Here is a 26024-nt window from a genome sequence, read left to right as displayed (position 1 = left end):
GCCAAAATTGTCCACCGGGGGATGAAATTAAATACATTAACTTAATCACATTTGTAAAAATATGAACTTTTTGCTACTTAGCACACCGCTATTTCCCAGAACATGGAAAAAAAATAGCCTTTTATTAGCACTTTCTTTCTCCTGTCTATTGACACAGGCGCAACAGGGTATCCTCCAGACCAAGGTCAGCATCCAAATCAAAAACCAAACGATAGCGCAGGCGCTAGAAAAAATTGAAGAAAAAACAGGCTGTTCTTTTATCTACAGCCCAAACCTGATCGACGCACAAAAAAAAGTATCGGTAAACCTGCAAAACGCACGCTTAGAAACAATTTTGCAGGAGATTCTGGGCGATGCTGTAAAACGCGTAGAGACCAATGGAAATCGCATTAATTTACAGCCCTCTTCTGGAAAAGGCAATCTGAACGGACAGGTACACAGTAGCGATGGTCACCCAGCTGGATATGTGAGCATCTCCCTTGCGGGCAGACAAGTCCAGGCCGATGAAAACGGTAAGTTTTCGTTCAGTAATATGGAAGCCGGCAACTATACCGTAGAAGCAAAATATGTCGGCTTGCTGACCCAAAAGCAACAGGTACATATTGAAGCAAATAAAACATCTACAGTCAACCTTGTGCTCTATGAAGATGCTACAGCACTACAGGAAGTAGTGGTCAACGGCGAACGTAAAAACCGCTTTGCAAATAAAGAGACTCCCTTTATAGCCCGTATGCCACTGCGCAATTTGGAGAACCCGCAGGTCTATCAGGTGGTAACACAGCAGTTGATGAAAGAACAAGTTTCTTATACCATCGCCGAAGCCATGCGGAATGCAGGTGGTACTGTGCCCGTGATCAATCCTTCTGGCGGACTGAGTGCCCATTTAAGAGGATTTAGTACAGGAATTAATGCCCGCAACGGTATGGAGTCCACTTCGGACCGATCTGCGATGGATCTTGCCAATGTAGAACGCATAGAAGTACTTAAAGGTCCATCGGGAACACTATTTGGAGCATCCGTATCTTCATTTGGTGGCGTAGTCAATCTCGTTACGAAAAAACCAATTGAAGCAAAACGTACGGAAGTAAACTACACTACGGGGAGCTATGACTTAAACCGTTTATCAGTAGATCTCAATACGCCATTAAAGGCCGACAAAAGTGTTCTATTTCGTTTGAATACCGCTATCCATAAAGAAAGAAGTTACCTCTCGGATGCTTTTAACAATACCTTTTTAATCGCACCTAGTTTAAGCTATCAGGTCAATGAGAAGCTGACCCTAAACTTAGATGCCGAATACCTAAAGGTTCACAATACACAGCCCAATAATTTTGTTATCCGGGCCAAAGATGTACTTCAACCTAAAGATCTGAAGTTGGATTACCGCAAAAGCTTGTATTATAGCGATGCCGATGTACAAAATAGCGCTTCCCGAATCTTTGCTGAGGCAAAATATAAAATATCGGATAAGTTCCAGTCCACCACCGTGTTCTCGTACGTTTCGGAAAATGTGGACCACAGCTATCAGCGTGTCGTGCTCGTCAGTTCTCCTACAGAGGTTACCAGAGCCGCATCCATATATAAGGATGTCTATAATGGATACGCAAATATTCAGCAAAATATCAATGGCGAATTTAACACAGGAAGTATCAAACATAAATTGCTGGTCGGAGCCAATTATAGAACCCTCAGCAGCAGTTTCCTTTTCGGAGATATACAGCTATTCGATAAAGTAGATGTGACCCAAAAATTCACGCCCCTGTTGAGACAGGAAATCGATAAAAATGCCGAATTTGCACCGTATCCCACTCCTTCGCAACAAACGCTCAGTGCATATGTATCCGATATGATCACCATCGTGCCACGTCTTTCGACCATGCTTTCACTACGTGTTGATCATTTCAATCGGAACAAAGTGGAAGATGAAGAAGGATTCAAACAAACATCATTAGCGCCTAAATTAGGATTGGTGTATCAGATTCTTCCCGAGCGTATTTCTGCATTTGCCAATTATATGAGTGGTTTCCAAAATGTTGCTCCGGTCATCCAGCCAGATGGAAATCGATTTGTCATAGATCCAATATTTGCCAATCAAGCAGAAGGTGGAATAAAATCGGAGCTTTTTCATAAAAAATTAAGTCTGACGGCCAGCTATTATTATATCAAGATTGATAATGCCACCCGTGTCAATGCGGACATGTTTACCGAACAGGATGGAAAGCAGGTGAGCAAAGGTGCAGAACTGGAGGTCATTGCCAACCCCATCGCAGGACTGAACATCATCGGAAGTTATGCCTATAATGATAATCGCATCATCAAAGCTTCTGATACTGCTGTTGAAGGAAACAAGGCAGAATTTGCGCCTGAAAATGTCGCCAGTTTTTGGGCTTCTTACACTTTCCAAGAAAAAGTAAAAGGTCTCGGTGTCGGTGCCGGAGTCAACTATGTTGATAAAATGTACCGCGCTTCGACAAATACCTTTTTTATCCCCAGCTATACGCTGGCCAATGCAACTGTGTTTTATAACAAACAAGCTTGGGGAATTCAATTGAAAGCGAACAATATCTTTAATAAAAAATATTGGGACAGCTGGGGCAATTTGCAGGCACCATCCAGTGTGGCGGCAAACCTTTCCTATCGTTTCTAAAAATTGTATAGCAACTAGCAGACCGCTTTTAGCGAGCGGTCTGCTTTATTAGATCGTAAATTGTGCTAAAGAAAATATTACATCAAACACACCTTTGGATGGGTTTACTCTCATCACTTATCGTCTTTATACTGGGCATAACCGGTTGTATATTGGCATTTGTTGATGAAATCAAACCCGTAGTTTATAAAAATCATTATTACGTGGAGTCCACGAGTCCAGATCATGAGCGTCAGTCATTTTCAACTTTATTGGACCACGCAGAACAGCATTGGGGTGCTGAAAAACAGGTCTCGGCCGTAGAAATTGAAAACAATCCACAACGGACCTGGCATTTTAGGGCATATAAAGAAGATGATAACGATGGAATCTGGTACTGGAACGAGAAAAAATACTATGAGTCTGTTTTCATCAATCCCTATACCGCAGCAAACGTATACAGTGAAAATGCTGAATTTGAATTTTTCAGGGTCATACTCTACCTCCACTGGTCATTGCTGTTCAAAAATGACATTGGCCAACCCATTGTAGGCACTGCAACGCTATTTTTTGTGCTCTTACTTTTAACAGGTCTATATCTGTGGTGGCCAAAAAACAAAAAAGCAAGACGTGTTCGGTTTTGGTTTCGCTGGAAAAATAAAACCGGCATAAAACGGAAAAATTACGATTTGCATAATATTCTAGGATTCTATTCCTTCACAATCGCTTTAATTCTGGGATTGACCGGTATGATCTGGGCCTTCCCCTGGTTTGATGAGTCGGTACAGCAAGTACTCAATAAAATCGAAAATAAGGCTCCGGAAACAGTTCTGGCGAAACCTATTCAGTCAAAGGCTCATTTCAATACAAATCTTTCGGTCTACGATAACATTCTGAACGAAGTAGAGGTAACTTATCCCGATGCACATGCCTATTACTTTTATTTCCCACAGAAGGAAGAAGCATCGTTAAACGTGTATATCCGCTATGAAAAAAGCTATGCCTCTATCATCCGACAATACGAGGTAAAGAAAGGTTATCTGCAAAAAACAATCGATTTTTCAAGTAAAAATTACGGTGAGAAAATGCGGGCCTTAAATTACGACATCCACTTAGGAAGTATTCTGGGAATCCCGGGCAAGATGCTGGTATTTTTGGCATCGTTGATTGCCGCCAGCCTACCTGTCACCGGTTTCTACATCTGGTACAATCGACGTAAAAAGAAAAAAAAGAAAGCGTAAATAAAGCTTAGCAACCCGTTAATTCTCTTAATGCTAAAAAGGCTTATCCCATCACAGATAAGCCTTTTTAGCAATCGTTTCCTTTTATCTGCAACCCCTTATTTAATACTATTTCTGACCTTTCTCTCCTATATAATTCGCGCCAATAACATTATTTAACCAGATTCTTTTGTGCCTGTATATACTCCGACGGTGTCATTTTATATTTTGCCTTAAATACTTTGGTAAAATAATTAGGATTTGAAAATCCGGTCTCATACGCAATTTCCGATATCGAATTACTATTTTTTTCCAATAAATTTGCTGCACGTTCCAACCTTACCGAACGTATAAAATCTACAGGACTCATACCCGAAAATTCAAGTAATCTATTATACAACGATGTTCTACTAATGGACAAGTGACTACTCAATAACTCAACAGATAACTGTGGATTATCTAAATTTTCATAAACATATTCAAATACACTCTGTAAAAATTTCTCTTTTTCTGACATCACCTCAACTTCTGGTGAAACAAAAGAGAGCTGCTTACTATAAGTATCTTTAAAAGCTTGATTAAGGAGCAATAAACTATTCACTTTTGCTAATAATGCAGCCATATCAAATGGTTTAGAAATATAATCTACTGCTCCCGACTCTAAACCGCAGACTAAACCATTTTCTACTCTTGAAGCTGTCAATAAGATAATAGGAATATGTTTTGTCCGTTTATCCCGCACCAGCTTTTGAGTCAATTCCATACCGTTCATGATTGGCATCTGCACATCAGAAATAATCATGTCGGGGTGATGAAATAGTGCTTTTTGCCATCCTTCTTGGCCGTTTGACGCTTCGCAAGTTTGATATAAAGGATCGAGCCTACTTTTTAGAAAACCCCGAAAGTCATCGTCATCCTCAATAATCAATACAACGGGTCTCAGACGAATATGCGGATCAACATTATCCTGTTCGACACTTATAACAGTCTGTACAACTTCATCATTAACGACCTCCATTTTTTCTAAAAACAGATCAAAAGAAAAAGCACTTCCAAAGCCTGGTTCACTCTCCACGTAAAGTTTACCACCATACATTTTAACAAATGAATCTGCGATTGACAAACCGATTCCAGATCCTTGATTCAAAATATTACCCTGTGTATCATGCTGGTAGAAACTCTCGAAAATCGCTTCATGCGATTCTTTTGGTATACCGATACCATCATCCTTGATTACCATTTTAACTTTTATTTTATCACCCTCCTCCTGTACTTCCACCGATTTTATATACACAGAAATATGACCTCCCTTTGCAGTAAATTTAAACGCATTGGATAATAAATTAAAGATAATTCGCTCAATTTTATTATGGTCAAAAGCGGTTAGTACATGATCTTCACAAGAAATAAAACGATAGTTGATCTCCTTTTGAATGGCCATATCACTAAAGGATTCATACATATCTTTTACAAAGGATACTAAATCCCCTTTCGTATTATGCAATCTAAGCTCATTTTCTTCCATTTTTCTAAAGTCGAGCAATTGATTAACAAGATTAAGCAACCGGTGGGCATTACGCTTGATAAGCGCGATCTGTTGCGAAGTTTCCTTATCCTTTTCCTTAAGTAGTAGAATATCAATTGGACCTGTAATTAAAGAAATAGGCGTTCGAAATTCATGACTTAAATTCGTCAAAAATTTTATTTTCATCTGATCCAACTGATGGAGATTATCCGCATCTCGACGCTCCTGTTCCAAAACAAACTTTTGTTTTAGTTTCCGCACACCGCGACTCTTTAACCAATATAACCCCGATAAAAGCAAAATCCCATAAAAGACAAATGCATAACCTTTTAACCATATGGGAGGTGCAACATAAACAACTATAGATTTGATTTCATCATCCCATATCCCATCGTTATTACTCGCTTTTACTTCAAATGTATATTCTCCTGGATCCAGATTGGTGTAATAAGCAGCGTGATCCCCATTAGCTTTAATCCAATCCTTATCAAGCCCTTTCAAGCGATATTGATATTGATTGTCTTCTGATACCGTCAGATTCAATGCAGCAAATGAAATTGAAAAGTTTTGTTTATACTTCAAATTGATCCTTTCTGCCGTTAACAATGATTCAGATAGTATGCCTTCTTCAGAAGGTTTAATCACCTTATTATCAATCTTTAATTCCGTTAATACGGGTTTGGAAGGATTTGTATTAATTTTTAAATTTTTAGGATAAAAATGATTAAATCCTTCTTGACCACCAAAATATACTTCTCCATCAGGTAGCATGAGACCTGCCCCTATCGCAAATGCGCCCTCTTGTAGTCCAACAGAATAGGCATAATTTTTAAACGTTTTTTGCAAGGGATCATAACAGCTCAATCCTTTATTCGTACTGAACCACATTTTCCCAGTATTATCTTCAACAATACTCTGTACTACATCATTGATCAAACCCTCCCGTTCAGACAACGTTTTAAACTGCTTATCATCTTTTTGCAGCAACCCGACTCCATTGCCATTTGTACCTGCATACACATTTCCAGCCCGGTCAGTATAGATCGATAACACATAATTGTTCGGCAAAGCGTTTGCATTTTTATTATAATACACGGTTTTACGGGTGTATGGATTGTATACAAAGATACCTGCTCCGTAGGTACCTACCCACATATTACCTTCGTGATCCTTTCTCAATGCACGGATAAAATCTGCAGAAGGTGCAATCTCATCCGCTTTGGGGTTGTCAGAACGACGAAATTTTTTAACCACTCCATTTTTAAGCTGAATCACGTTGATTCCACCACCATTTGTACCTACCCAGATATCACCATAGATATCTTTCTCTAAACTAAAAACTTCATTATTATTAAGTTGGTTTTCCCCAGATCCTGTCAAGTAGTGCGTACGTGATTGTGTTTCCAAATTAAACTTGATCACTCCCTTACCAAAAGTTCCCAGCCATATATCGCCAGGAGAATCTCCATTTTTCAATGCTAAAACCGTTAGATTTTGATCTCCAATCGGAATAGCTGTCAGCTTATCCAAGCTACGGTCATATCGAAAAAGACCACCACCATCTGTACCTAGCAGAACCTGACTCTTAAAAGGCAAAAATGAAGTGATCATACTGACCTCATTTTTCCCATAACTGTCGATCGTTTTAAGGTTAAACTGATTCAGATTCACATCAAATTTATTCAAACCTCCTTGTACGGTACCCACCCAGTAAATTCCAAATTTATCCACGTAAACAGAACGGACCGATTTATGGCTTATACTTCTAATATTTCGAGGATCCTTATTAAAAATTTTAAGCTCAAAATTCTCTGTATTCAATACGCCTAATCCATTATCCGTACCAATCCAAAGTCCACCTTTAGTATCGTTAGCAATACTGTAAATTCGTTTACTCCCCAATTTAGCTCCCCCCGATTCTTGAAACAAAGAAAACTGATCTTCATGATCACCCTTATAAACAAGTCCTTGTAGTGAGGAAACCCAAATACGTTTCTGTTCATCTTCTTCAATGCAGGTCAGTTCCATGAGTTGTTTATCAGATGTCAAAGGATCCTGAGCAGGATAAACTTTACTTTCTTTCAAATTCGATGCAAACTGATATATTCTATTTTCAGCGGCAATCCACATGCGTCCTTGACTGTCTCTAAAAATATATCTGGAGGTCATTTTGAAAAACTTCTTTTCGATATCGGTATAGCGTACGTCAAGTGGTTTGCCAATATCTTTGACATTGATAATAAAGAGTCCACCATATGAACCTACCCAGATATTCCCTGCAATATCCGTATTAATGGTTGTTATTGCGGTACTCAACCATTTACCATCCACATGTTTATCATAACTGACAATTTTATCCAATTTACGGTCATAATAACTTAAGCTTCCGCCATTGGTACCTATCCAAACACGTCCTAGGTTATCCTCACATAAAGCTGTGATATGATTAGATTTCAAACCCGCTTCTACATCGGCATTATAACGATAAACTTTAAACGTGTATCCATCAAATCGATTTAACCCATCTTCAGTTCCAATCCATAAAAAACCATAACTATCTCGATAAGTACTAAAAACAGTATTGGACGATAAACCATTTTTTATCGTATAATGCTCAAACGAATACGGCAGTTCCTGCGCGTTAGCAATAGAGCAGAAAATTAGGGTAATAACAATAATAATTTTACACTTCAATATATTCAACATATTTAGGTTTAATAAGATAATGGTTAAAGGTGTACAACAATACTTTTGAATAGCGGTCACCGTTATCCTAAACTATCAAAAAAAATAGATTATTTGATGATTTAAATCCAATTTTAACATACTTACTCATCATTTGAACATTCTTACCTCAACGAGAATGTTACATCAGCTAGTTTTGAATTAGTAATTATAAACCAACCGTCAAAAATAAATTTCACTACTTGTTATTAGACCTAACCTACCTAATAGCAACTGGAAATTTTATGCATGGCATTTACACAAACCACTTAGATTAAAATAAAATTATGAGCACACAGAACAGTCCCTAAAACCTACTATGATAGATCACTATCACCTTTAATCAATGCGCTACAATTGAGCAAACCGATTTATGATTTCAAACCAATAACTAAACAGTAAAAATTATTATGATGATTAAATATACCATCACACTCATTTGGTATGAGAAAAAACTATGGGGTATTTTCCTGCTCTATACCTCAGCACTTCTGCTCTTATTGCTTGCAACAACATCGCCGCTATATGCACAAGACCTAAGACAAATCCGGGGTACAGTCGTTGACCAAAAGCAACAAGCAGTAGAAAATGCTTCCGTTAAAGTCAAAGAAGGAACAACAGGAATTTCAACAGATATAAATGGCTCTTTCACTATTCAGGTACCCAAAAACAGGAATACCCTGGTTATTACCAAAGTTGGATACCTAAAAACAGAAGTCCAAATTAATAATAAAAATGAATTACAGATCGTACTCAACAGTGCCAATATCGATATTGACGAAATTGTTGTGGTGGGTTACGGCACCCAGAAAAAAGAAACTGTCGTGGGAGCAGTTACACAAACCTCTGGGAAAGTCTTAGAAAGAGCTGGCGGTGTAGCCAGTGTTGGTGCGGCCTTGACCGGTAATGTCCCTGGGGTAGTCACGACAGCAAGTACCGGGATGCCGGGAGAAGAAGATCCACGGATTGTGATTCGCGGACGCAGCACTTGGAACAATACCGATCCATTAACTATGGTAGATGGAGTCGAACGTCCTTTGAGCAGTGTCGATATCAGTTCGATTGAAACCGTATCCGTATTAAAAGATGCAACCGCTACTGCCGTATACGGTGTACGTGGAGCCAACGGAGTCATTCTCATTACCACTAAAAGAGGTAAAGAAGGAAAAGCTTCCGTAAGAGGTACGGTGAATAATATCATAAAAACAGTGTCCCAATTGCCCGGGAAAATGGATTCATATGATGCCATGATGCTCCGCAATCGTGTCATCGAAAACGAATTGGCACTTTCTCCCAATAGCTGGGTTTCATACCAACCTCAAGATCTGATCAACAAATACCGCTTCCCGGCCAATCTGGAAGAAAGAGAGCGGTATGTTAACACCAATTGGGCAGAGGAACTATTCAAGAAACATGCTTTCTCACAAAATAGCAACCTCAATATTGCAGGAGGTACAAATTTTGTAAAATACTTTGCCAGTGCCGATTATTTATACGAAGGCGATATGTTTCGCGAAAATGATAACAATCGCGGTTACAAACCCGGTTATGGTTTTAACCGCTTAAACATGCGGTCTAACTTAGATTTTCAGCTCACGCCAACCACAAAATTTTCAGCAAATCTAGCAGGGTCGCATGGAAGAAGAAAAAGTCCTTGGGGTGGCGGAAGTGATTACAGTTACTGGATCGCCGCCTATACCGTACCTCCTGACGTCATTTACCCAAGATACGCCGACGGCACATGGGGATTTTACAAACCTGATTCACAAGTCGGTATCAACTCAGCACAAGCACTCGCAACATCCGGAGTAGAACTGACAACTACGAGTAAAATAACGTCAGATTTTATATTAGAGCAAGATCTCAAAATGTTTGTCGATGGGTTGAAAGTGAGAGGAAGCATATCGCTCGATAATACATTTGTCGAGGCAGGAAGAGGAGTTAACGATCTGTATAATAATGTACAAAGTAAATGGATTGATCCAGAAACAGGACTAGCCGTTTACGGACAAAATATAGATGGCAGCCGTTTTGACTTTGTAGAAGGGATCAACTGGGCTCAACAATCGGGAGCAGTAAATAACGGAATGACCTATAGACGCCTGTTCTACCAGTTGCAATTGGATTATGCAACCCGAATAGCAAACGATCATAACATTACAGCGATGGGTCTATTCAACCGAAATCAATATGCTACAGGAAGTATGCAGCCGTTTTATCGTGAAGACTGGGTATTTCGCACCACCTACAATTACAAAGGAAAGTATATGCTTGATTACAGTGGAGCCTATACCGGATCTGAAAAATTTGCCCGCGGTTACCGATTTGGATTTTTTAATTCTGGAGGTATAGGCTGGTTATTGTCTGAAGAAAATTTCATGAAAAATATTTCCTTTATAGACATGCTGAAACTTCGTGCTTCCTATGGTGATATCGGAGATGACAATGTTAATGGGCGCTATCTGTACTTGACACAATGGTCATATGGCGGTCAGTCTCATATGGGGACTGTTGGAGAGGCTCCAGAGCGCAGTACTTATACTTGGTACAGAGAAAATGAACTGGGTAATCCGAATGTACGTTGGGAAAAAGTAAGAAAATTCAACTTTGGTACCGATTTCTCATTTTTTAAAGGAATTATTTCAGGTCAGGTGAATGTATTCAGTGACAAGCGCACCGATGTGTTGATCACTGGAAATAACCGTGCAATACCCGACTACTTCGGTGTCGCAGCACCAGCAGCCAACTTGGGCATCGTGACCAATAAGGGATATGAAGTAGAGTTAAAAGTCAATAAAGCGATTAATCAAAACTGGCGATTATGGGCTGATATGAACTTTACACATGCCAAAGATAAAGTGATAGAAGGAGACAGTCCCGAATTACTTCCTGATTATCAAAAGCTCAATGACAAGCAGATCAGTCAAACCTATACACATGTCGGTGGCGGATATTACAATACCTGGGATGAATTATATGCCAGTACCATACATGATAATAACGATGGGAATAAACTACCTGGTAACTATCACATACTGGATTACAATGGCGATGGATTGATCGATTCCAAAGATAATATACCCTATGCCTACCCCTCTACTCCGCAGAACACATACAACCTAACGGTCGGATTTGACTGGAAAAACTTCAGCATCATGACACAATGGTATGGTGTCAACAATGTCACCCGTCAGGTCGTATTGAATAGTTTTGAAAGACAGCGCAATTTAGCTTATCACGAAGGATCCTATTGGTCCAAGGAGCAAACAGACGCAGATGTACCTTTACCCCGTTGGCTTGCTACTCCGAGTAACTATACGCCCGGGAGCCGTTTTATGTACGATGGATCTTATATCCGATTAAAGACTGCCGAGATTGCGTACAACTTGAATGCTGAAAACAATTTTATACGTCGTATGGGATTTCAACATATTCGCATCTTTCTCAACGGTCATAACCTTTTATTCTGGTCCAAAATGCCCGATGATCGAGAATCCAATTATGCAGGTACAGGATGGGCTTCACAAGGCGCCTACCCTACCGTCAAACGTTTTAACCTAGGCGCGAACATTACTTTTTAATCGATATGATGATGAAAAAATATTTAAAAATTATTGTTTCTTTTGGTGTTATAGTTTCCTCTTCATACATGAGTTCTTGTAAAAAGTACCTCGACAAAGAAGAACAATCTATTATTTCAGAAAAAGAAGCGTTTAAAAACTTCAATAATTTCCAAGGCTATACTGAAGAGCTATACCATTGTATTGTTAATTTCAGCAATCTCTACTGGACCAATTCCTGGAACTGGGGCGAAGACGAGATTACCTCTACCGCTGGCGATTACCACTTTATCCATAAAATCGATAATGGCAATTTTTGGGCCTGGCAGGCACAGCACGATGGCTGGGGTGCAGGATGGATGGAACAAAATGATTTTACAACGGAATTTATAGGAGGAAACGATCGCAATATCAATAAAGACCTTTGGAATGCTGCTTGGTTCGGCCTTCGAAAAATTAGCATTGGTCTTGAAAATATGGATAAAATGACCGAAGCCACTCAGGAAGAACGGGATCTTATCAAAGGACAATTGCTTTTCTTTAGAGGTTGGTTTCACCATCGGTTGATGGAATATTTCGGCGGTATGCCCTATATTAATAAAGTATTGCCAAGTGATGAAAAACTAACACTTCCACGTCTCAATTACCATGAATGTGCAGATTTGGCCGCTGCAGATTTTCGTGAAGCTGCCAATCTTTTACCCATCAATTGGGATGATACCAATCCGGGAAAGCGGACACTGGGGAAAAACGCGCTGCGCATCAATAAAATAATGGCTTTGGGTTATCTAGGTAAAAATTACCTGTGGGCGGGTAGTCCATTGATGAATTTTACGGTGACCGGTAGCCGCACCTATCAAACCGATTACTGCAAAAAAGCAGCGGAAGCTTTTGGAGAATTGTTATCACTGACCGAAAGTGGACAGGCTCCATATAAATTGGTGGACTTTGAAAATTATCACCTTAATTTCTATACAATAAGTGAAAATTGGGCACTCCCAGGAAGTACTGAAGCTATCTTTAGAGGTCCTTACAATGCGGGCAACAACACCCATTATGGAACCAGTAAGCAGTATATGCCAAGCTTAATCACCGAAGGCGATGCACTGAAATTTGTACCGACAGCCAATTATGTCAATTACTATGGAATGGCTAACGGATTACCGATTAAAGATTTCACACAAGCAGACGCAGAGTCCGGTTATGATCCAGCATACCCTTGGAAAGGACGTGACCCAAGATTTTACAATGATATCGTCTTTGATGGCGTTAAGGTCATAAAAGGAACCATACCTCCCAAGGATAGACCGGAAAATGAATACCGATACGCCCAACTCTATACCAATGGATCTTATCGTAATATTCAGAATGGTAGCCGTACGGGTTATACACTGCGCAAATTTATTCCTTTAACAACAAACGATTATGACAGAGCTTTTGACTACGGATCGAATATGCACATCTATGTTCCCTACATGCGTCTAGCAGATGTCTACCTCATGTATGCCGAAGCTGCAGCCATGGCAAATAATGCCGCTAATGGAAAAGCGACAAATTATAATAAAACTGCGGTAGAAGCAGTCAATATCATTCGTAAACGTGCTGGAGTCGATGCTGTGAACACAAAATTCTTAGCTTCTTCCGATGCCTTTATGAGTGAATTACGCCGCGAAAGAGCAGTTGAACTTGCCTATGAAGGACATCGTTTCAATGATTTGAGAAGATGGTTATTACTTACGGAAAGCCCATACACCCTAAAAACTGCACTTGAATTTGATAGAACGGGGACTTTTAATACAGCTGACCCTACTCAAAACCGTGTGGTAAATATGAAAGAAAAAGTATTAGTAGAACGAAAATTCACAAGCAAGCATTACTGGCTTCCCTTAAAAGTATCTGATGTTAGCATGTATCCTGAATTTTCACAAAATCCCGGATGGTAACTCAAATGAGCGATCAATTCATAAAATTATGAGACAATGAAATATAAAAAATTAAAAATAGCATTGTGCCTGAGTATGGTCGGTTTGGGTACGCTTGACGCATCGGCATCTCGCTTATCCCAATATAAAAGCTATAACCCACTATCACCTGCAAGATTCGGATTAATAGACACGTTGCAAACGGATAGTACAACGCTCATACAGGTGGCTTTTCGTAAGGTTAAAAAACAAAATCTTATGGGCGAAGTCCAAGCGATTAATCTAGCTCAGTTAATGGAAAAAAACTATACAACATATAGTCTCGAAAACCTAGATGCACTTGTTACAGGTTATAATGGAAACATATGGGGATCTTCAGGTTACCTACTTTTAGTAGATGGATTTCCCCGTGATGCCGACAATGTCATGCCCACTGAAATTGAACAGATCTCCGTATTAAAAGATGCAAACGCAATTGCTCTTTATGGTAGCCGTGCGGCAAAGGGTGTTATCTATATGACCACCAAACGAGGAAAAGCAGGTAATCAAAAAATAAACATTCGTACCAATGCAGGGATCAATACTCCCATCAGTTATCCTAAATATCTCGGTTCTGCTGAATATATGACCCTCTATAATGAGGCTAGACGCAACGACGGACTTCCTAATCTATACACACAGGAGAATATTTATAAGCATAGCACGGGAGAGAATCCTTATCGCTACCCGAATGTAGATTATTATTCTTCTGACTACATTAAAAAGAGTTACAATAGATACGATGCCACCGCAGAAGTTTCTGGTGGTAACGAAAGGACGCAATATTATACCAATTTTGGATTTTGGTCTGCGGGATCATTATTAAACTTTGGTGAGGCAGTAGACAACAACAGCTCCAATCGCTTTAATATGCGCGGCAATATTGATGTAAAGTTAAACAAAGTCATCTCATTAAATGTAGACGCAGCAGCGAGCTTCTATACTTCCAAGGGTGTCAATGCAGATTATTGGGCTGCCGCTGCAACTGGTAGACCACACCGCTTCTCTCCGCTTGTACCGATCAGCATGATTGAAGACAGCGACGAAAACTCCTTGATTTTTGTGAACAACAGTAATTTTCTTGTAGATAACAAATATTTATTAGGCGGTAGTCAATTGGATCAGACAAATGCATTTGCCAATATTTATGCGGGAGGAAGCAATCGACATCTGAACAGACAATTTCAGTTTAATACGGGGTTGAATTTTAATCTAAATGATGTACTGGAAGGTTTAACATTTAATACGGCAATGGCGATCGATTATCAAAATCAGTATAATCAATCGTATAATAATAATTATGCCGTATACCAAGCCAACTGGAACAACTATAATGGTACCGATCTCATCAGTAGTCTTACCAAATATGGTGACGACCGTATTTCGGGAGTACAGAATATAGGCGGAAGTGCATACAGACAAACTTTAGGTTTTACAGCGCAATTAAACTATGCACGTACATTTAACGAGCAACATCATGTGTCTGCGATCGTATTGGCCAATGCATTTCAGATTGGACAGTCTGAGGCTTATCACAAACAAAGCAATGCTAACCTAGGTTTGCAGCTCGGATACCATTTTGAAAATAAATACTATGTCGATTTTAGTGCCGCTTTACCGCACTCTGCAAAATTACCAGAAGCCAAACGTAAAGCCATTTCACCAACTTTATCGATGGCATGGCGCATAAGTGAAGAAGAATTCATGAAGGACAACACTGTTTTTAACAACTTAAAATTAAAGGCATCTGCTGGTATTATCAATACCGACCTCGATATAGAGGATTATTATTTATATAAAGGATATTACACCTATAATAATGCGGCATGGTACAGTTGGAGTGATGGCCAACTGGTACACACTTTTGATCGTTTCAGAGGTGAAAATATGGATATGCGCTATCCACAACGTAGGGAGATCACCTTTGGCATAGAAGCCGGCCTATACAATAACTTGGTGACATTTAATGCTTCTTATTTTTACAACCAGATGCATGGGATGCTGGTACAGCCAAATACACTGTATCCGATGTACTTTATGTCCTATTGGCCGACCTACTCAGAATTACCATTTATAAATTATAATGTAGATGAGCGTCAGGGGATAGATTTTGGATTAAATATCAATAAAACATTTAACAATAGTTTTCTTTCATTAGGAGTAACGGGTCTTTATTATGACACGAAAGCAGTAAAACGCGATGAATTGTTTGAAAGTGCATATCAAAACCGTGCTAATAAACCTTTAGATGCGATCTGGGGACTTCAAAATGACGGATTTTACCGAGACCAAACAGAAATAGACCAAGCACCTTTAACCGCTTTTGGAGAAGTTAAACCTGGAGATATTAAGTATAAGGATCAAAATGGCGACGGTATTATTGATACACGCGACGAAGTTTATTTAGGTAAAGCCGGTTGGGCAGGAGCTCCATTTTCACTGGGTTTTAATATCACTGCTAAATGGAAAAATGTAACATTATTTGCTGTTGCAACTGCAAGATACGGTGCATATGAAATGAAAAACAGCTCTTATTTCTGGATGAAGGGCGAAGATAAATACTCCATTATAGCACGTGGTCGTTGGACGGAAGAAAATAAAGAAACTGCCACATATCCACGATTGACAACTGGAAACAGCGACAATAATTTACGAAGTTCAGATTTTTGGATGTATAAAACCAATCGATTTGACCTCTCCAAAGTACAGATTTCCTATGATTTCCCAACAGGTGTTATCGGAAAGGGAATCGTTAAAGAACTCGGTATCTATACAAATGGTTATAATTTGATGACCATTGCCAAAGAAAAAGAAACGATGCAACTCAACGTAGGTGGTACACCGAGAACAAGATTTTTCAATTTCGGTGTAAAGGCCATATTCTAAATTAACAGTGAAAACTAATTGACATGAAAAAAATCATATTCATATTCAGCATTGCCTCCGCCCTCTCATTCACGTCATGTGAAGATATGTTTGAGCCTGCTATCGAAAATATTTTAGATATCGAGACAGCATACGACAGACCATTGTACGCACAAGGTTTATTACTAAATGGCTACAACAGAGTCCCAACAAACAGCTGGTCATTTAACGATGTGGCCACAGATGATGCAGTAACTAATGAAAGAATTAACGATTATCAAAAAATTTCTACAGGGCAATGGACTGCAATCAACAATCCGTTTGATCAATGGCGGAATAGCAAATCAGCAATACAGTATATCAACAACTTTTTAGCATTAACGGACAAAGTAAGTTGGGCCTCGACAGAACAGGTCACCACCATGTTCAGTGATCGGATGAAAGGTGAAGCATATGGTCTCCGTGCCTTATTTATGTTTCATCTGCTTCAATCCCACGCAGGAAAAACGAGTAGCGGTGAACTTATGGGTGTACCCATTATACTTGAACATGAGGTATTATCATCCGATTTCAATCATAAAAGAGCCTCTTTTGAAGCCTGTATGAAACAAATTTATGCAGATATTCAAAAAGCGGAGGACTTATTACCGCTAGATTATGAAGATATTTCATCGCAAAGTGAAGTTCCCGCTAAATATCAAGCATTAGCCATTAAAATGGACGATTATAATCGAGTTTTCGGCAAACATTTTCGTTTACGCATGAGTAAACGAATTATACAAGCTATCAAGGCCAAAGCTGCGCTTATGGCCGCAAGTCCAGCTTTTGCAAGTGGCAATACAACTACCTGGGCTGACGCCGCAAACTATGCAGGTCTTGTGATCCAGCAAAAAGGAGGTGTATCTGGCATAGACCCTCAAGGCGCATTATTTTATCAGCAAAATAGCGTGAATGCTATGAACGAAGGACGCAATACTTCGGAAATACTATGGCGTGTAGACCGTGGTGATCCTTCATCAAATTTAGAAGCCGATCAATTTCCACCAACTTTGTTTGGACGTGGGCGGATTAATCCCTCCCAAAATCTGGTCGATGCGTTTCCAATGGCCAACGGGTATCCAGTGTCCGATATTGCAAATAGTGGATTCAATGCTCAAGCCCCTTACGAAAATCGTGACCCTAGGCTTAAACAGTATATTTTAGTCAATGGCGGTACTGCCGGAGTTAATAATACGGCAATCAATACAACTGTCAACAGTCCAACCAATGATGGGTTAAATAAAGTAGAAACTTCCACCCGAACAGGATATTATTTACGCAAACTTTTACGTCAGGACGTCAATCTCAACCCTTCCTCTACATCAGGGCAATATCACATCACACCGCGCCTGCGTATGACGGAGATATATCTTGCGTATGCCGAAGCGGCCAATGAAGCTTGGGGACCTACGGGTACTGGGACACAATCATTTTCGGCTTACGATATCATTAAAGCAATCCGGACACGTGCCGGTGTAGGGACAACCAATGGAGACCCTTACCTCAATCAGGTCAAAAACAATAAAGAACTGATGCGCGAACTCATCAGAAATGAAAGAAGGCTAGAATTATGTTTTGAGGGTTTTCGTTTTTGGGATATCAGAAGATGGAATAAAAATCTCACTGAAGCGGCACGCGGTGTCAGTATTCAAAATAATAGCTATACGATTTTCAATGTTGAAAACCGGGTGTATGAACCTTATATGCAATACGGTCCTATTCCCTACAGTGAAATCCTAAAATACAGTAACCTTGAACAAAACATGGGGTGGTAAAACATTTTTAAAAATAATCAGATGAAAAAATTACATATATTTTCCATTGTACTTGTATTCCTATTTACCTCCTGTAAAAATCAGGACTGGGAATTTCCAGATTTTAAATATCAGACCGTATACTTCGCATATCAATATCCTGTAAGGACTATTACTATGGGTGAAGACCTATTTGATACCGCATTAGATAATGAAGGTAAAGTCAAAGTAATGGCTACAACAGGTGGTGTCTACGATAATAAAAAAGACATCACCATTGATTTTACCGTAGATAATGCCATGACCGATAAAATCATTTTCAATCCAGATGGCGGAGAGGTAAAACCACTGCCAAGTAATTACTATTCAATCGCCTCCAATAAAATAATGATACCAAAAGGCAGCTTGACAGGTGGCGTGGAAATACAGCTGACCGATGATTTCTTTGCTGACCCTAAAGCTATCACCACCCATTATGTACTTCCGATCCGTTTAGACCATGTCATAAATGCAGACTCTATCCTTTCCGGAATTCCAAAAGCAGGAAGCTTACGCCGAAAAGCAGTAACTGATGATTGGGACACTGCTCCTAAAGATTATATTTTCTATGCTATTAAATATATCAATACCTGGCAAGGCAATTACCTCCGCCGTGGCCGCGATATGATTGTTGGTAAAAATGGAAACAATGCGCTCACCCAAACGCAAAGTAGAAGAAATGCTTACGTCGAGAAAGATGAGGTAAAAAGCTTGACAACAGCGTCGTTGAAAAATACAATACTTCCATTAACATTTAAGGATGTAGACGGCACAAATATCAACTGTGCTTTAATGTTAACTTTCGATAATAACAATAATTGTGTCATCAGTTCTAATACAACGGGAGTCACAGCATCAGGAAAAGGAAGCTTTGTAAAAAAGGGTGATAAAAATAGTTGGGGGAATACCGATCGCGATGTGTTGTATCTCGATTATCAAATCGATATGCAAAAGATGAATGTGAGTACAAAAGATACCTTAGTCATGCGTGACCGAGGTGTTAAAATGGAAACTTTTACGGTCGCAATAAAACCATAAAAATATGAAAAGATTACATACAAAGATAGGTGTTGGCCTCATAGCTGGTCTCCTATTCTGTTCCTGCGCAAAACATGAAATACTCCAATATGGGACAGAAAAGCCTGAAAGTATTATTGCACAAGAAAATATTGATACCTATAGCCCATTGATCTCCTACATCGATAAAAATGCGCATCCAAATTTCAAATGGGGGGTAGCACTCAATATGGACGATTACCTCAATAAAGGTGTGATGTACCGTTTAGCAAATCGCAACTTTGAAGAAATGGTCATGGGATACGAAATGAAACATGCTTCTATTGTACAAGCCGATGGCACACTGAACTTAAGTAAACTGGAACGTGTGATCAAAGCTGCACAAGAAAATAACATGGCTCTTTTTGGGCATACACTTACTTGGCATTCAGGGCAAAATGCCACTTATTTAAATAGCTTGATTGCTCCAGTATTACTACCACCTGGTTCGGCACCAGTACCCGGAGGTATCAACGTACCATCACTTTCGGGTTATGCACTAAAGATGACTAACCCATCAGTTGCCAATGCGTGGGAAGCACAAACAGCTTTTGATCCCAAGGGACTAGAAGATAACACCGAATACACACTAAAAATCACAGTAAGAGGCAGTAAGGCTGGAAATATTGGTCTAGATCTTCAAGAAACAGTTAAATATACAGGTGATAGTTTTGGTTCTATTGCTTTTACTACAGACTATAAAGAGTATGAACTTAAAGTGAAAACCACGGCAGCACGCACTCGATTTATCATTAATTTCGGTCAGTTTGCAGGAACAGTTTTCATAGACAATATTTCCTTAAAAAAGGCTGGAAGTAATGTAGAGCTCATCCCTGACGGAGATTTTGAAAAAGGCATCAGCGGATGGATAGGATGGGGCAACAGTTCTACCCGCTCACAATCTGCAGTAGGTGAAGGTTATGGCGGACCTGGTGGTATCAGAGTTGAAAAAACACCTGACGAGAAAAAAAGAATTCTTACCGAAGCATTAGAAACTTTTATTGCAGGCATGATGTCTGTAACCAAAAATTATGTCAAAGCTTGGGACGTGGTCAATGAGCCCATGTCCGATTGGCCTGATCAGTACGCCCTAAAAACTGGGATTGGAAAAACCGACTTGGCGGAGGACGAATTTTATTGGCAAGATTATCTGGGTAAAGACTATGCGGTAAAAGCCATTCAACTTGCCCGAAAATACGGAAATCCCAATGATATCCTTTTTATAAACGATTATGGTCTGGAAGGTGGTGGTAATAAATGTAAAGGTTTAATTGCCTACGTCAATTATGTGGAAAGTAAAGGCGCCAAGGTAGATGGCATCGGTACGCAGATGCATATCAATAGCACGGCCAATAAAGATGACATTGTTAACATGTACAAACTACTGGCGGCAACGGGTAAACTAATAAAAGTATCGGAGCTTGACATTGGTCTTGGCGACAACATTAAAACAGCCAATGCAACAGCGGCAATGTATCAGCAACAAGCAGATATGTACAAATTTGTCATTGAAAAATACTTTGAAATTATCCCGAAAGCACAACAATATGGGATCACCATCTGGAGTCCTTTGGACAGTCCTGATCGCGAAAACTCCTTTTGGAGAAGAGGCGAACCGATTGGAATCTGGACAGAATCCTTTGTTCGTAAACCCGCATATCAAGCGGTAGCAGAAGCACTTCAAAAGCAAAAATAATAAGCAAGTATAGAATAAAAGAGAGGGAAGATTTCCCTCTCTAAAAAAAAATAGGATAAATTAAAACTATGAAAAAACGCACCTTAAAATTTAAATTTCTTTTATTGTTTTTGTTTTTTTGCACGCTTGGTTATGCACAAGACAAAAACTTTCATATCTATTTGTGTTTTGGTCAATCCAATATGGAAGGACATAGTAAATTTGAAGATCAAGACACCTTAGGCAACAACCGTTTCTATTCACTTCAAGCAGTTGACTGCCCGGACCTCAATCGTAAAAAAGGAGAATGGTACCTCGCCAAACCTCCAATCACCCGATGTAATACCGGTCTTACGCCTGCAGACTATTTTGGTAAAACCTTAGCTGAAAATCTACCCGATAGTATTCGCATAGGGATCATCAATGTATCCATTGGAGGATGCCATATCCAATTGTTCGATCAAGATAGTGTGGCAAATTATGTAGAAAAAGCCCCTAACTGGATGAAGGGTATGTTAGCTGCGTACGACAATAATCCCTATGATAGATTAGTTGAAATGGGAAAGATCGCACAGCAAAGTGGAGTCATCAAAGGCATCTTACTGCATCAGGGCGAATCAAATACGGGAGACCAAGATTGGCCTAACAAGGTCAGTCAAGTATATCACAACCTATTGAAAGATCTAGCATTGCAGGAAGAAAAAACTCCACTCCTAGCTGGTGAATTATTAGCGGCAGATCAAGGCGGCAGATGTGCAAGCATGAATACCATCATTCACACGTTACCCCAAACCCTCAAAAATGCGCATATTGTCTCTTCAAAAGATTGTGAAGGTGTGGCAGATGGCCTGCATTTTAGCGTTGCAGGCTATAGAAAGCTGGGGATTAATTATGCGCAGGTCATGCTGGGTTTAAAACCTTAATCTATAGGAATACAAAAGCTTTAAATTAAGCTAAAAAATATGCTTATCAGGGAAAATACATATTCGAATTTCCTTGATAAGCATATCAATAAAGACCGTCACGCTATTTTTCTACCGGTGTTTCATATGCAGATGTTGCATAAAGTCCAATCATCGCTCCTGTAAATCCGCCTGCAACATCCGTTGACAGAATATCGCCAGATACCGTTCCGCCCAGATGCTGAAAAGAACTTCCATCTAACGCATACGAAAATGTATAATCATCGCCTGTGGCGCTAACACGCAATTTCATTTTACCCGATCTACTGAGCTTCTGTTGCGCAAGTACTTTTGTTATGCCATTTTCAGTCCGTTCGAGTTGGATGTAATATTCATTATTGGATTTTGTAACACCCAATACATAGTTGAATTTTTCACTTTGTAAACAGGTAATACCGGCAAAGTCTTTTTCAGAACCTGGAGTATAATCCATTTCTACCTCCGCCACAAATGCGATGTGCTGCTGTCTGTAAAACAGTGCCGAAATTGGTTTTTTTTCCTGAACAGTAACAGCAAAAGGTTTGATTGCCAATCCCTTCTTTTCACCCACTAAGAACTTTTCACGAGGTCCCCGCAAAGCTATCCACCGCTCATCCAACGTTTTTTCATTTAATTTGTCGTTAAAGGTGAAATTTCCATTGGGGAAAAATCCGGATTTATCTTTACTGCTTTCAATCCCTTTTGGTGTATGCACCAATGCTTTAAGGGGCTCCATTCCACCTTTAAAAATCGGCCATTCACCAGACCAGTCAACGGGCAGCACAAATGTTTCCCGACCGGTGTTGACCCGATTCTTTTCATTTGGTCTAACCGCTAAGAATACACCGTACCATTCCCCATCAGCAGTTTGAACTAGATCTGCATGACCTGCCCAATCCACTTTATTGGGTCTATCTGCAGGGAGATGACGCTGTGAAAGAATCGGATTATTTTTCGCAGGAGTATAAGGCCCCATTGGATGACTGCTCGAAAAAATAACCTCACTGTGATTCCCTCCCGTTCCCCCTTCAGCGCACATCAAATAATATTGTCCATTTTTCTTGTAAATATGCGGTGCTTCAATCCAAATAGGTTGCTTGGCTAGATCTACTCCTCCATCAACGATGATCTTACTCGTGCCCGGGATCACCTGATCAGTCGCGACATCGTATTCCCAGATCTTGATCACCCGATGGCCTGTGTACAGTTCTTTTCCTTTATCCGGAGCATCATTATGCACCACATATGCTTTGCCATTATCATCAAAAAATAAAGCCGGATCAATTCCATCAAACTGTAATTTAATCGGATCAGACCAATTGTTTGCTTTCGGGTCTTTAGTTTTAACAACCATATTACCGATCCCCGAAGCAAATTGCGTTGTGATCATATAAAAGGTGTCATTATTTGGATTATACATAATATCCGGCGCATATACCCCCTCACTGATACCTGCAGTACCAACTTGTAGCTGCGACTCGCGGTTTAGCACATGGCCGATCTGCTTCCAGTTGACCATATCTTTGGAATGAAAAATAGGAACGCCAGGAAACATCACAAATGAAGAAGCGACTAAATAATAATCATCTCCCTTTCTGGTGATACTGGGATCAGGATAGCATCCCTGTAAAATGGTGCTGTAAAATTGACCTGGCACAATTGGATTTTCACTATAGAAAGCATCGTTGCCGGTGTATTTAAAATTACTGTACAAGGGCTGCCCTACCACTTTTCCGATCGGCTCTTTTCTCTCATCTGCGCGCATTGCCTGACAGGATGATAGTAAAGTAAAAGCAAATAGGCAGGACAATAATCCTATTTTTATATGTTTTTTCTGTTGCATGATTTGCATCTTATCTTTGTTATTTATGTTTTCAATAATTTTTTAATTCATCATAAGTAAAACAGGTTATCGTCCATTCAACATAGAAAACCGATCATTTCCCTTACTAACACTTACCGCTATGCGCAATAACGTTAATTATGATGTTTCATATTCAGCTTGATTTTCTTCAAATCCTCCAATTCATATACAGGTCTTTCGATATCATAAGGTATAGGTCTTTTGGAATATGTTTGAAAATAAAGGAGACAGGCATCTTTCCACCATACCGCATCTTTAGCTTGAATCTTCAGTTTCGATTGCACTTCAGCAAAACGTTGCTGATCGACCTGATTTTCCAATCTATCCCATACTTTTTGCATGTCGCGTACCTGCTTTACCCCGAGATCATATTGATAGCATAATTCATCCCACAAGGATAAGCCGCTTTTCATCGTATAATTCCACGGCACATGATGAAACCAAAGTAAATAATGATCTGGACATAGCAGGATATCACCATATATGTTCGCGACATGAGGACTGTATTGTGAGATTGCGTTGCTCCCTCTTGCTGTCCGATCAAACCCTACACCTATTGTATCTGCTTGATGATAATACCAAGGCATCCAATCGGGACGTCCACCTTTTTGATCGCCCCACGGTTCCGGTCCATAATGATGGTCGAAAGCAAAGATATGATGCAGCCCGAGTGGCATCATATAATTTACAGCAGCTTCCCGTGAAGTCATCATCATTTCTTTCACAGCAGCTATAAACTGCTTATCTTTCGAAAATGTCATTGCGATCCATTCTTCCGCAATTTGTTCAGACGCGAGATGATGATTCCACGCCAGTCTTCCATAGGCATACCAATTCGCCTGTGCAAAGTGGTGACCTGTCCAATTGGTATCATCGCCAATATTCGCCACCGCTGCAATTGCTGTCTTTCGCGCAGGCCGTAAGGTACCATCCGTTAATCTGGCGACTGTACTTCCCTTTCCATCCGCATAGGTTTCACTAGCTAATGTTTCTTTAAATAAAGGCGCTAAATAAACCAAATGATTCGAAAATCCCAGATACTCTTGGGTGATCTGAAATTCGACCATTTCATAACTTTTTTTGAGCGCTCCGAAGAGCGGATTAAAAGGTTCACGAGGCTGAAAATCGATCGGTCCATTCTTGATTTGAATAATCACATTATCGCTAAAGGAACCGTCGAGTGGCACAAATTCCTGATAGGCCTGCTTGGCACGATCTTCGGTCGTAGGATTGTAAACAAATGCCCGCCACATCACAAAACCCTGATACGGTTTTAAAATAGCGGCAAGCATATTTGCCCCCTCAGCGTGCGTTCTGCCATAATCCTGAGGACCAGGTTGGCCCTCCGAATTCGCTTTCACCAAAAAACCGCCGAAATCAGGAATAACACTGTAAATCTCTTTGACTTTATTCTTCCACCATAAAATGACCTCCGGATTAAGAGGATCCGAATCAGAAGTTCCTCCTAACACCTTCGGTGAAGAAAAATTCACAGATAAATAAACTTTGATTCCATATCTTCTAAAGATATCAGCCAGACTTTTTAATTTAATCACATATTCCGAACTCAAAATTTGAGGAGAGGCATTTACATTGTTAATAACAACAGCATTGATACCAATAGAAGCATTAGCTCGTGCATACTCTTCATATCGAGGAGATATGACACCTGGCAATTCATCCCATTTCCACAACGAATATCCGGCATAACCACGTTCAATCGTGCGATCAAGATTGTCCCAATGATTGAGCATACGGATATCAAATGATGGTATTTCTTCCACATTCAAATTTAAAACCTGTTGATCCGTTTCCTGTAATTGCAACAGATGGTAAGCTGCATATAATAAACCGGCGGGCTCATGTGCGGTCACCTTGATCCGATCTCGATGACCTGTTATTTTAAAACCATCTTTTAAATACGGCAATTTTTTATCTAGTTCTAATCCAATGGACTGTCCCCTCCAAAAAGTAATTAATTCTTGTTGTGCACGTACCGCAATTGGGTTTTCAGCAGCAACCGTGATGGATCTACTTTGAGCTATTTCTTTAGAGACAGGAACATACCTGAGCCATAGCTTACTTCCGTCCTCCGCCTGAATACGAGAAAAAGGGAAAATAAAAAGCAAAAGAAAACAACTTATTTTCATCATAAGATTAAAAATCAGGTTTATA

Annotated in this window: 12 protein-coding genes; 9 read left to right on the top strand and 3 right to left on the bottom strand. The window is 39.8% G+C overall.

Features of this window, described 5'->3' with window-relative positions; translation table 11 throughout:
- Positions 1-61 precede the first annotated feature (61 nt).
- On the top strand, positions 62-2647 hold the full coding sequence (locus HCX49_RS04075) for a TonB-dependent receptor (RefSeq protein ID WP_168126250.1): 2586 nt from the start codon (positions 62-64) through the stop codon (positions 2645-2647).
- A 62-nt stretch (positions 2648-2709) separates the two neighbouring features.
- Positions 2710-3867: a PepSY-associated TM helix domain-containing protein gene (locus tag HCX49_RS04070; protein ID WP_317166805.1), complete on the top strand. Its 1158-nt coding sequence runs from the start codon at positions 2710-2712 to the stop codon at positions 3865-3867.
- A gap of 151 nt (positions 3868-4018) precedes the next feature.
- Here HCX49_RS04070 and HCX49_RS04065 read toward each other — a convergent pair whose 3' ends face one another.
- Entirely contained in the window at positions 4019-8077 is a 4059-nt protein-coding gene (locus HCX49_RS04065) for a two-component regulator propeller domain-containing protein (protein ID WP_168126248.1), read from the bottom strand.
- A gap of 428 nt (positions 8078-8505) precedes the next feature.
- Between HCX49_RS04065 and HCX49_RS04060 the strand changes: the two genes are divergently transcribed.
- The 7 genes from HCX49_RS04060 to HCX49_RS04030 all read left to right on the top strand — a co-directional run bounded on the left by HCX49_RS04060 (position 8506) and on the right by HCX49_RS04030 (position 21967).
- Entirely contained in the window at positions 8506-11676 is a 3171-nt protein-coding gene (locus HCX49_RS04060) for a SusC/RagA family TonB-linked outer membrane protein (protein WP_206368216.1), read from the top strand.
- 5 nt (positions 11677-11681) lie between these two features.
- Positions 11682-13598: a RagB/SusD family nutrient uptake outer membrane protein gene (locus tag HCX49_RS04055; RefSeq protein ID WP_232789248.1), complete on the top strand. Its 1917-nt coding sequence runs from the start codon at positions 11682-11684 to the stop codon at positions 13596-13598.
- Positions 13599-13634: 36 nt separating this feature from the next.
- Positions 13635-16502, top strand: a complete 2868-nt coding sequence (locus tag HCX49_RS04050) for a SusC/RagA family TonB-linked outer membrane protein (protein WP_168126247.1) — start codon at positions 13635-13637, stop codon at positions 16500-16502.
- Between the two features lie 23 nt (positions 16503-16525).
- Entirely contained in the window at positions 16526-18295 is a 1770-nt protein-coding gene (locus HCX49_RS04045; protein ID WP_168126246.1) for a RagB/SusD family nutrient uptake outer membrane protein, read from the top strand.
- Between the two features lie 21 nt (positions 18296-18316).
- Positions 18317-19351: a DUF5627 domain-containing protein gene (locus HCX49_RS04040; RefSeq protein ID WP_168126245.1), complete on the top strand. Its 1035-nt coding sequence runs from the start codon at positions 18317-18319 to the stop codon at positions 19349-19351.
- A 4-nt stretch (positions 19352-19355) separates the two neighbouring features.
- Positions 19356-21065 (top strand): endo-1,4-beta-xylanase, encoded by a 1710-nt coding sequence (locus HCX49_RS04035; RefSeq protein WP_168126244.1) that lies wholly within the window; start codon positions 19356-19358, stop codon positions 21063-21065.
- Between the two features lie 68 nt (positions 21066-21133).
- A complete protein-coding gene (locus HCX49_RS04030) occupies positions 21134-21967 on the top strand; it encodes a sialate O-acetylesterase (protein ID WP_168126243.1) in 834 nt (277 codons plus the stop codon).
- Positions 21968-22070: 103 nt separating this feature from the next.
- Here HCX49_RS04030 and HCX49_RS04025 read toward each other — a convergent pair whose 3' ends face one another.
- Together HCX49_RS04025 and HCX49_RS04020 are read right to left on the bottom strand one after the other, a co-directional pair.
- The gene (locus tag HCX49_RS04025) at positions 22071-23828 is read right to left on the bottom strand and encodes a glycoside hydrolase family 43 protein (protein ID WP_168126242.1); all 1758 of its coding nucleotides are present in this window, start codon (positions 23826-23828) and stop codon (positions 22071-22073) included.
- A 134-nt stretch (positions 23829-23962) separates the two neighbouring features.
- The gene (locus HCX49_RS04020; RefSeq protein WP_168126241.1) at positions 23963-26002 is read right to left on the bottom strand and encodes an alpha-glucuronidase; all 2040 of its coding nucleotides are present in this window, start codon (positions 26000-26002) and stop codon (positions 23963-23965) included.
- Positions 26003-26024: the final 22 nt, after the last annotated feature.

This window comes from Sphingobacterium sp. B16(2022) (assembly GCF_012030425.1).
Classification (GTDB): Bacteria; Bacteroidota; Bacteroidia; order Sphingobacteriales; family Sphingobacteriaceae; genus Sphingobacterium; species Sphingobacterium anhuiense.
The sequence above is the reverse complement of the archived record's forward strand: the minus strand, read 5'-3'. Positions and strand labels throughout refer to the sequence as shown.

What these genes read in the sequence shown, in the direction of transcription:
- HCX49_RS04030 (WP_168126243.1), top strand. Translation starts at nt 21,134, where the DNA reads ATGAAAAAACGCACCTTAAAATTTAAATTTCTTTTATTGTTTTTGTTT.
- HCX49_RS04025 (WP_168126242.1), bottom strand. Translation starts at nt 23,828, where the DNA reads ATGCAACAGAAAAAACATATAAAAATAGGATTATTGTCCTGCCTATTT.
- HCX49_RS04050 (WP_168126247.1), top strand. Translation starts at nt 13,635, where the DNA reads ATGAAATATAAAAAATTAAAAATAGCATTGTGCCTGAGTATGGTCGGT.
- HCX49_RS04060 (WP_206368216.1), top strand. Translation starts at nt 8,506, where the DNA reads ATGATGATTAAATATACCATCACACTCATTTGGTATGAGAAAAAACTA.
- HCX49_RS04035 (WP_168126244.1), top strand. Translation starts at nt 19,356, where the DNA reads ATGAAAAGATTACATACAAAGATAGGTGTTGGCCTCATAGCTGGTCTC.
- HCX49_RS04055 (WP_232789248.1), top strand. Translation starts at nt 11,682, where the DNA reads ATGATGATGAAAAAATATTTAAAAATTATTGTTTCTTTTGGTGTTATA.
- HCX49_RS04065 (WP_168126248.1), bottom strand. Translation starts at nt 8,077, where the DNA reads ATGTTGAATATATTGAAGTGTAAAATTATTATTGTTATTACCCTAATT.
- HCX49_RS04075 (WP_168126250.1), top strand. Translation starts at nt 62, where the DNA reads ATGAACTTTTTGCTACTTAGCACACCGCTATTTCCCAGAACATGGAAA.
- HCX49_RS04020 (WP_168126241.1), bottom strand. Translation starts at nt 26,002, where the DNA reads ATGATGAAAATAAGTTGTTTTCTTTTGCTTTTTATTTTCCCTTTTTCT.
- HCX49_RS04040 (WP_168126245.1), top strand. Translation starts at nt 18,317, where the DNA reads ATGAAAAAATTACATATATTTTCCATTGTACTTGTATTCCTATTTACC.
- HCX49_RS04045 (WP_168126246.1), top strand. Translation starts at nt 16,526, where the DNA reads ATGAAAAAAATCATATTCATATTCAGCATTGCCTCCGCCCTCTCATTC.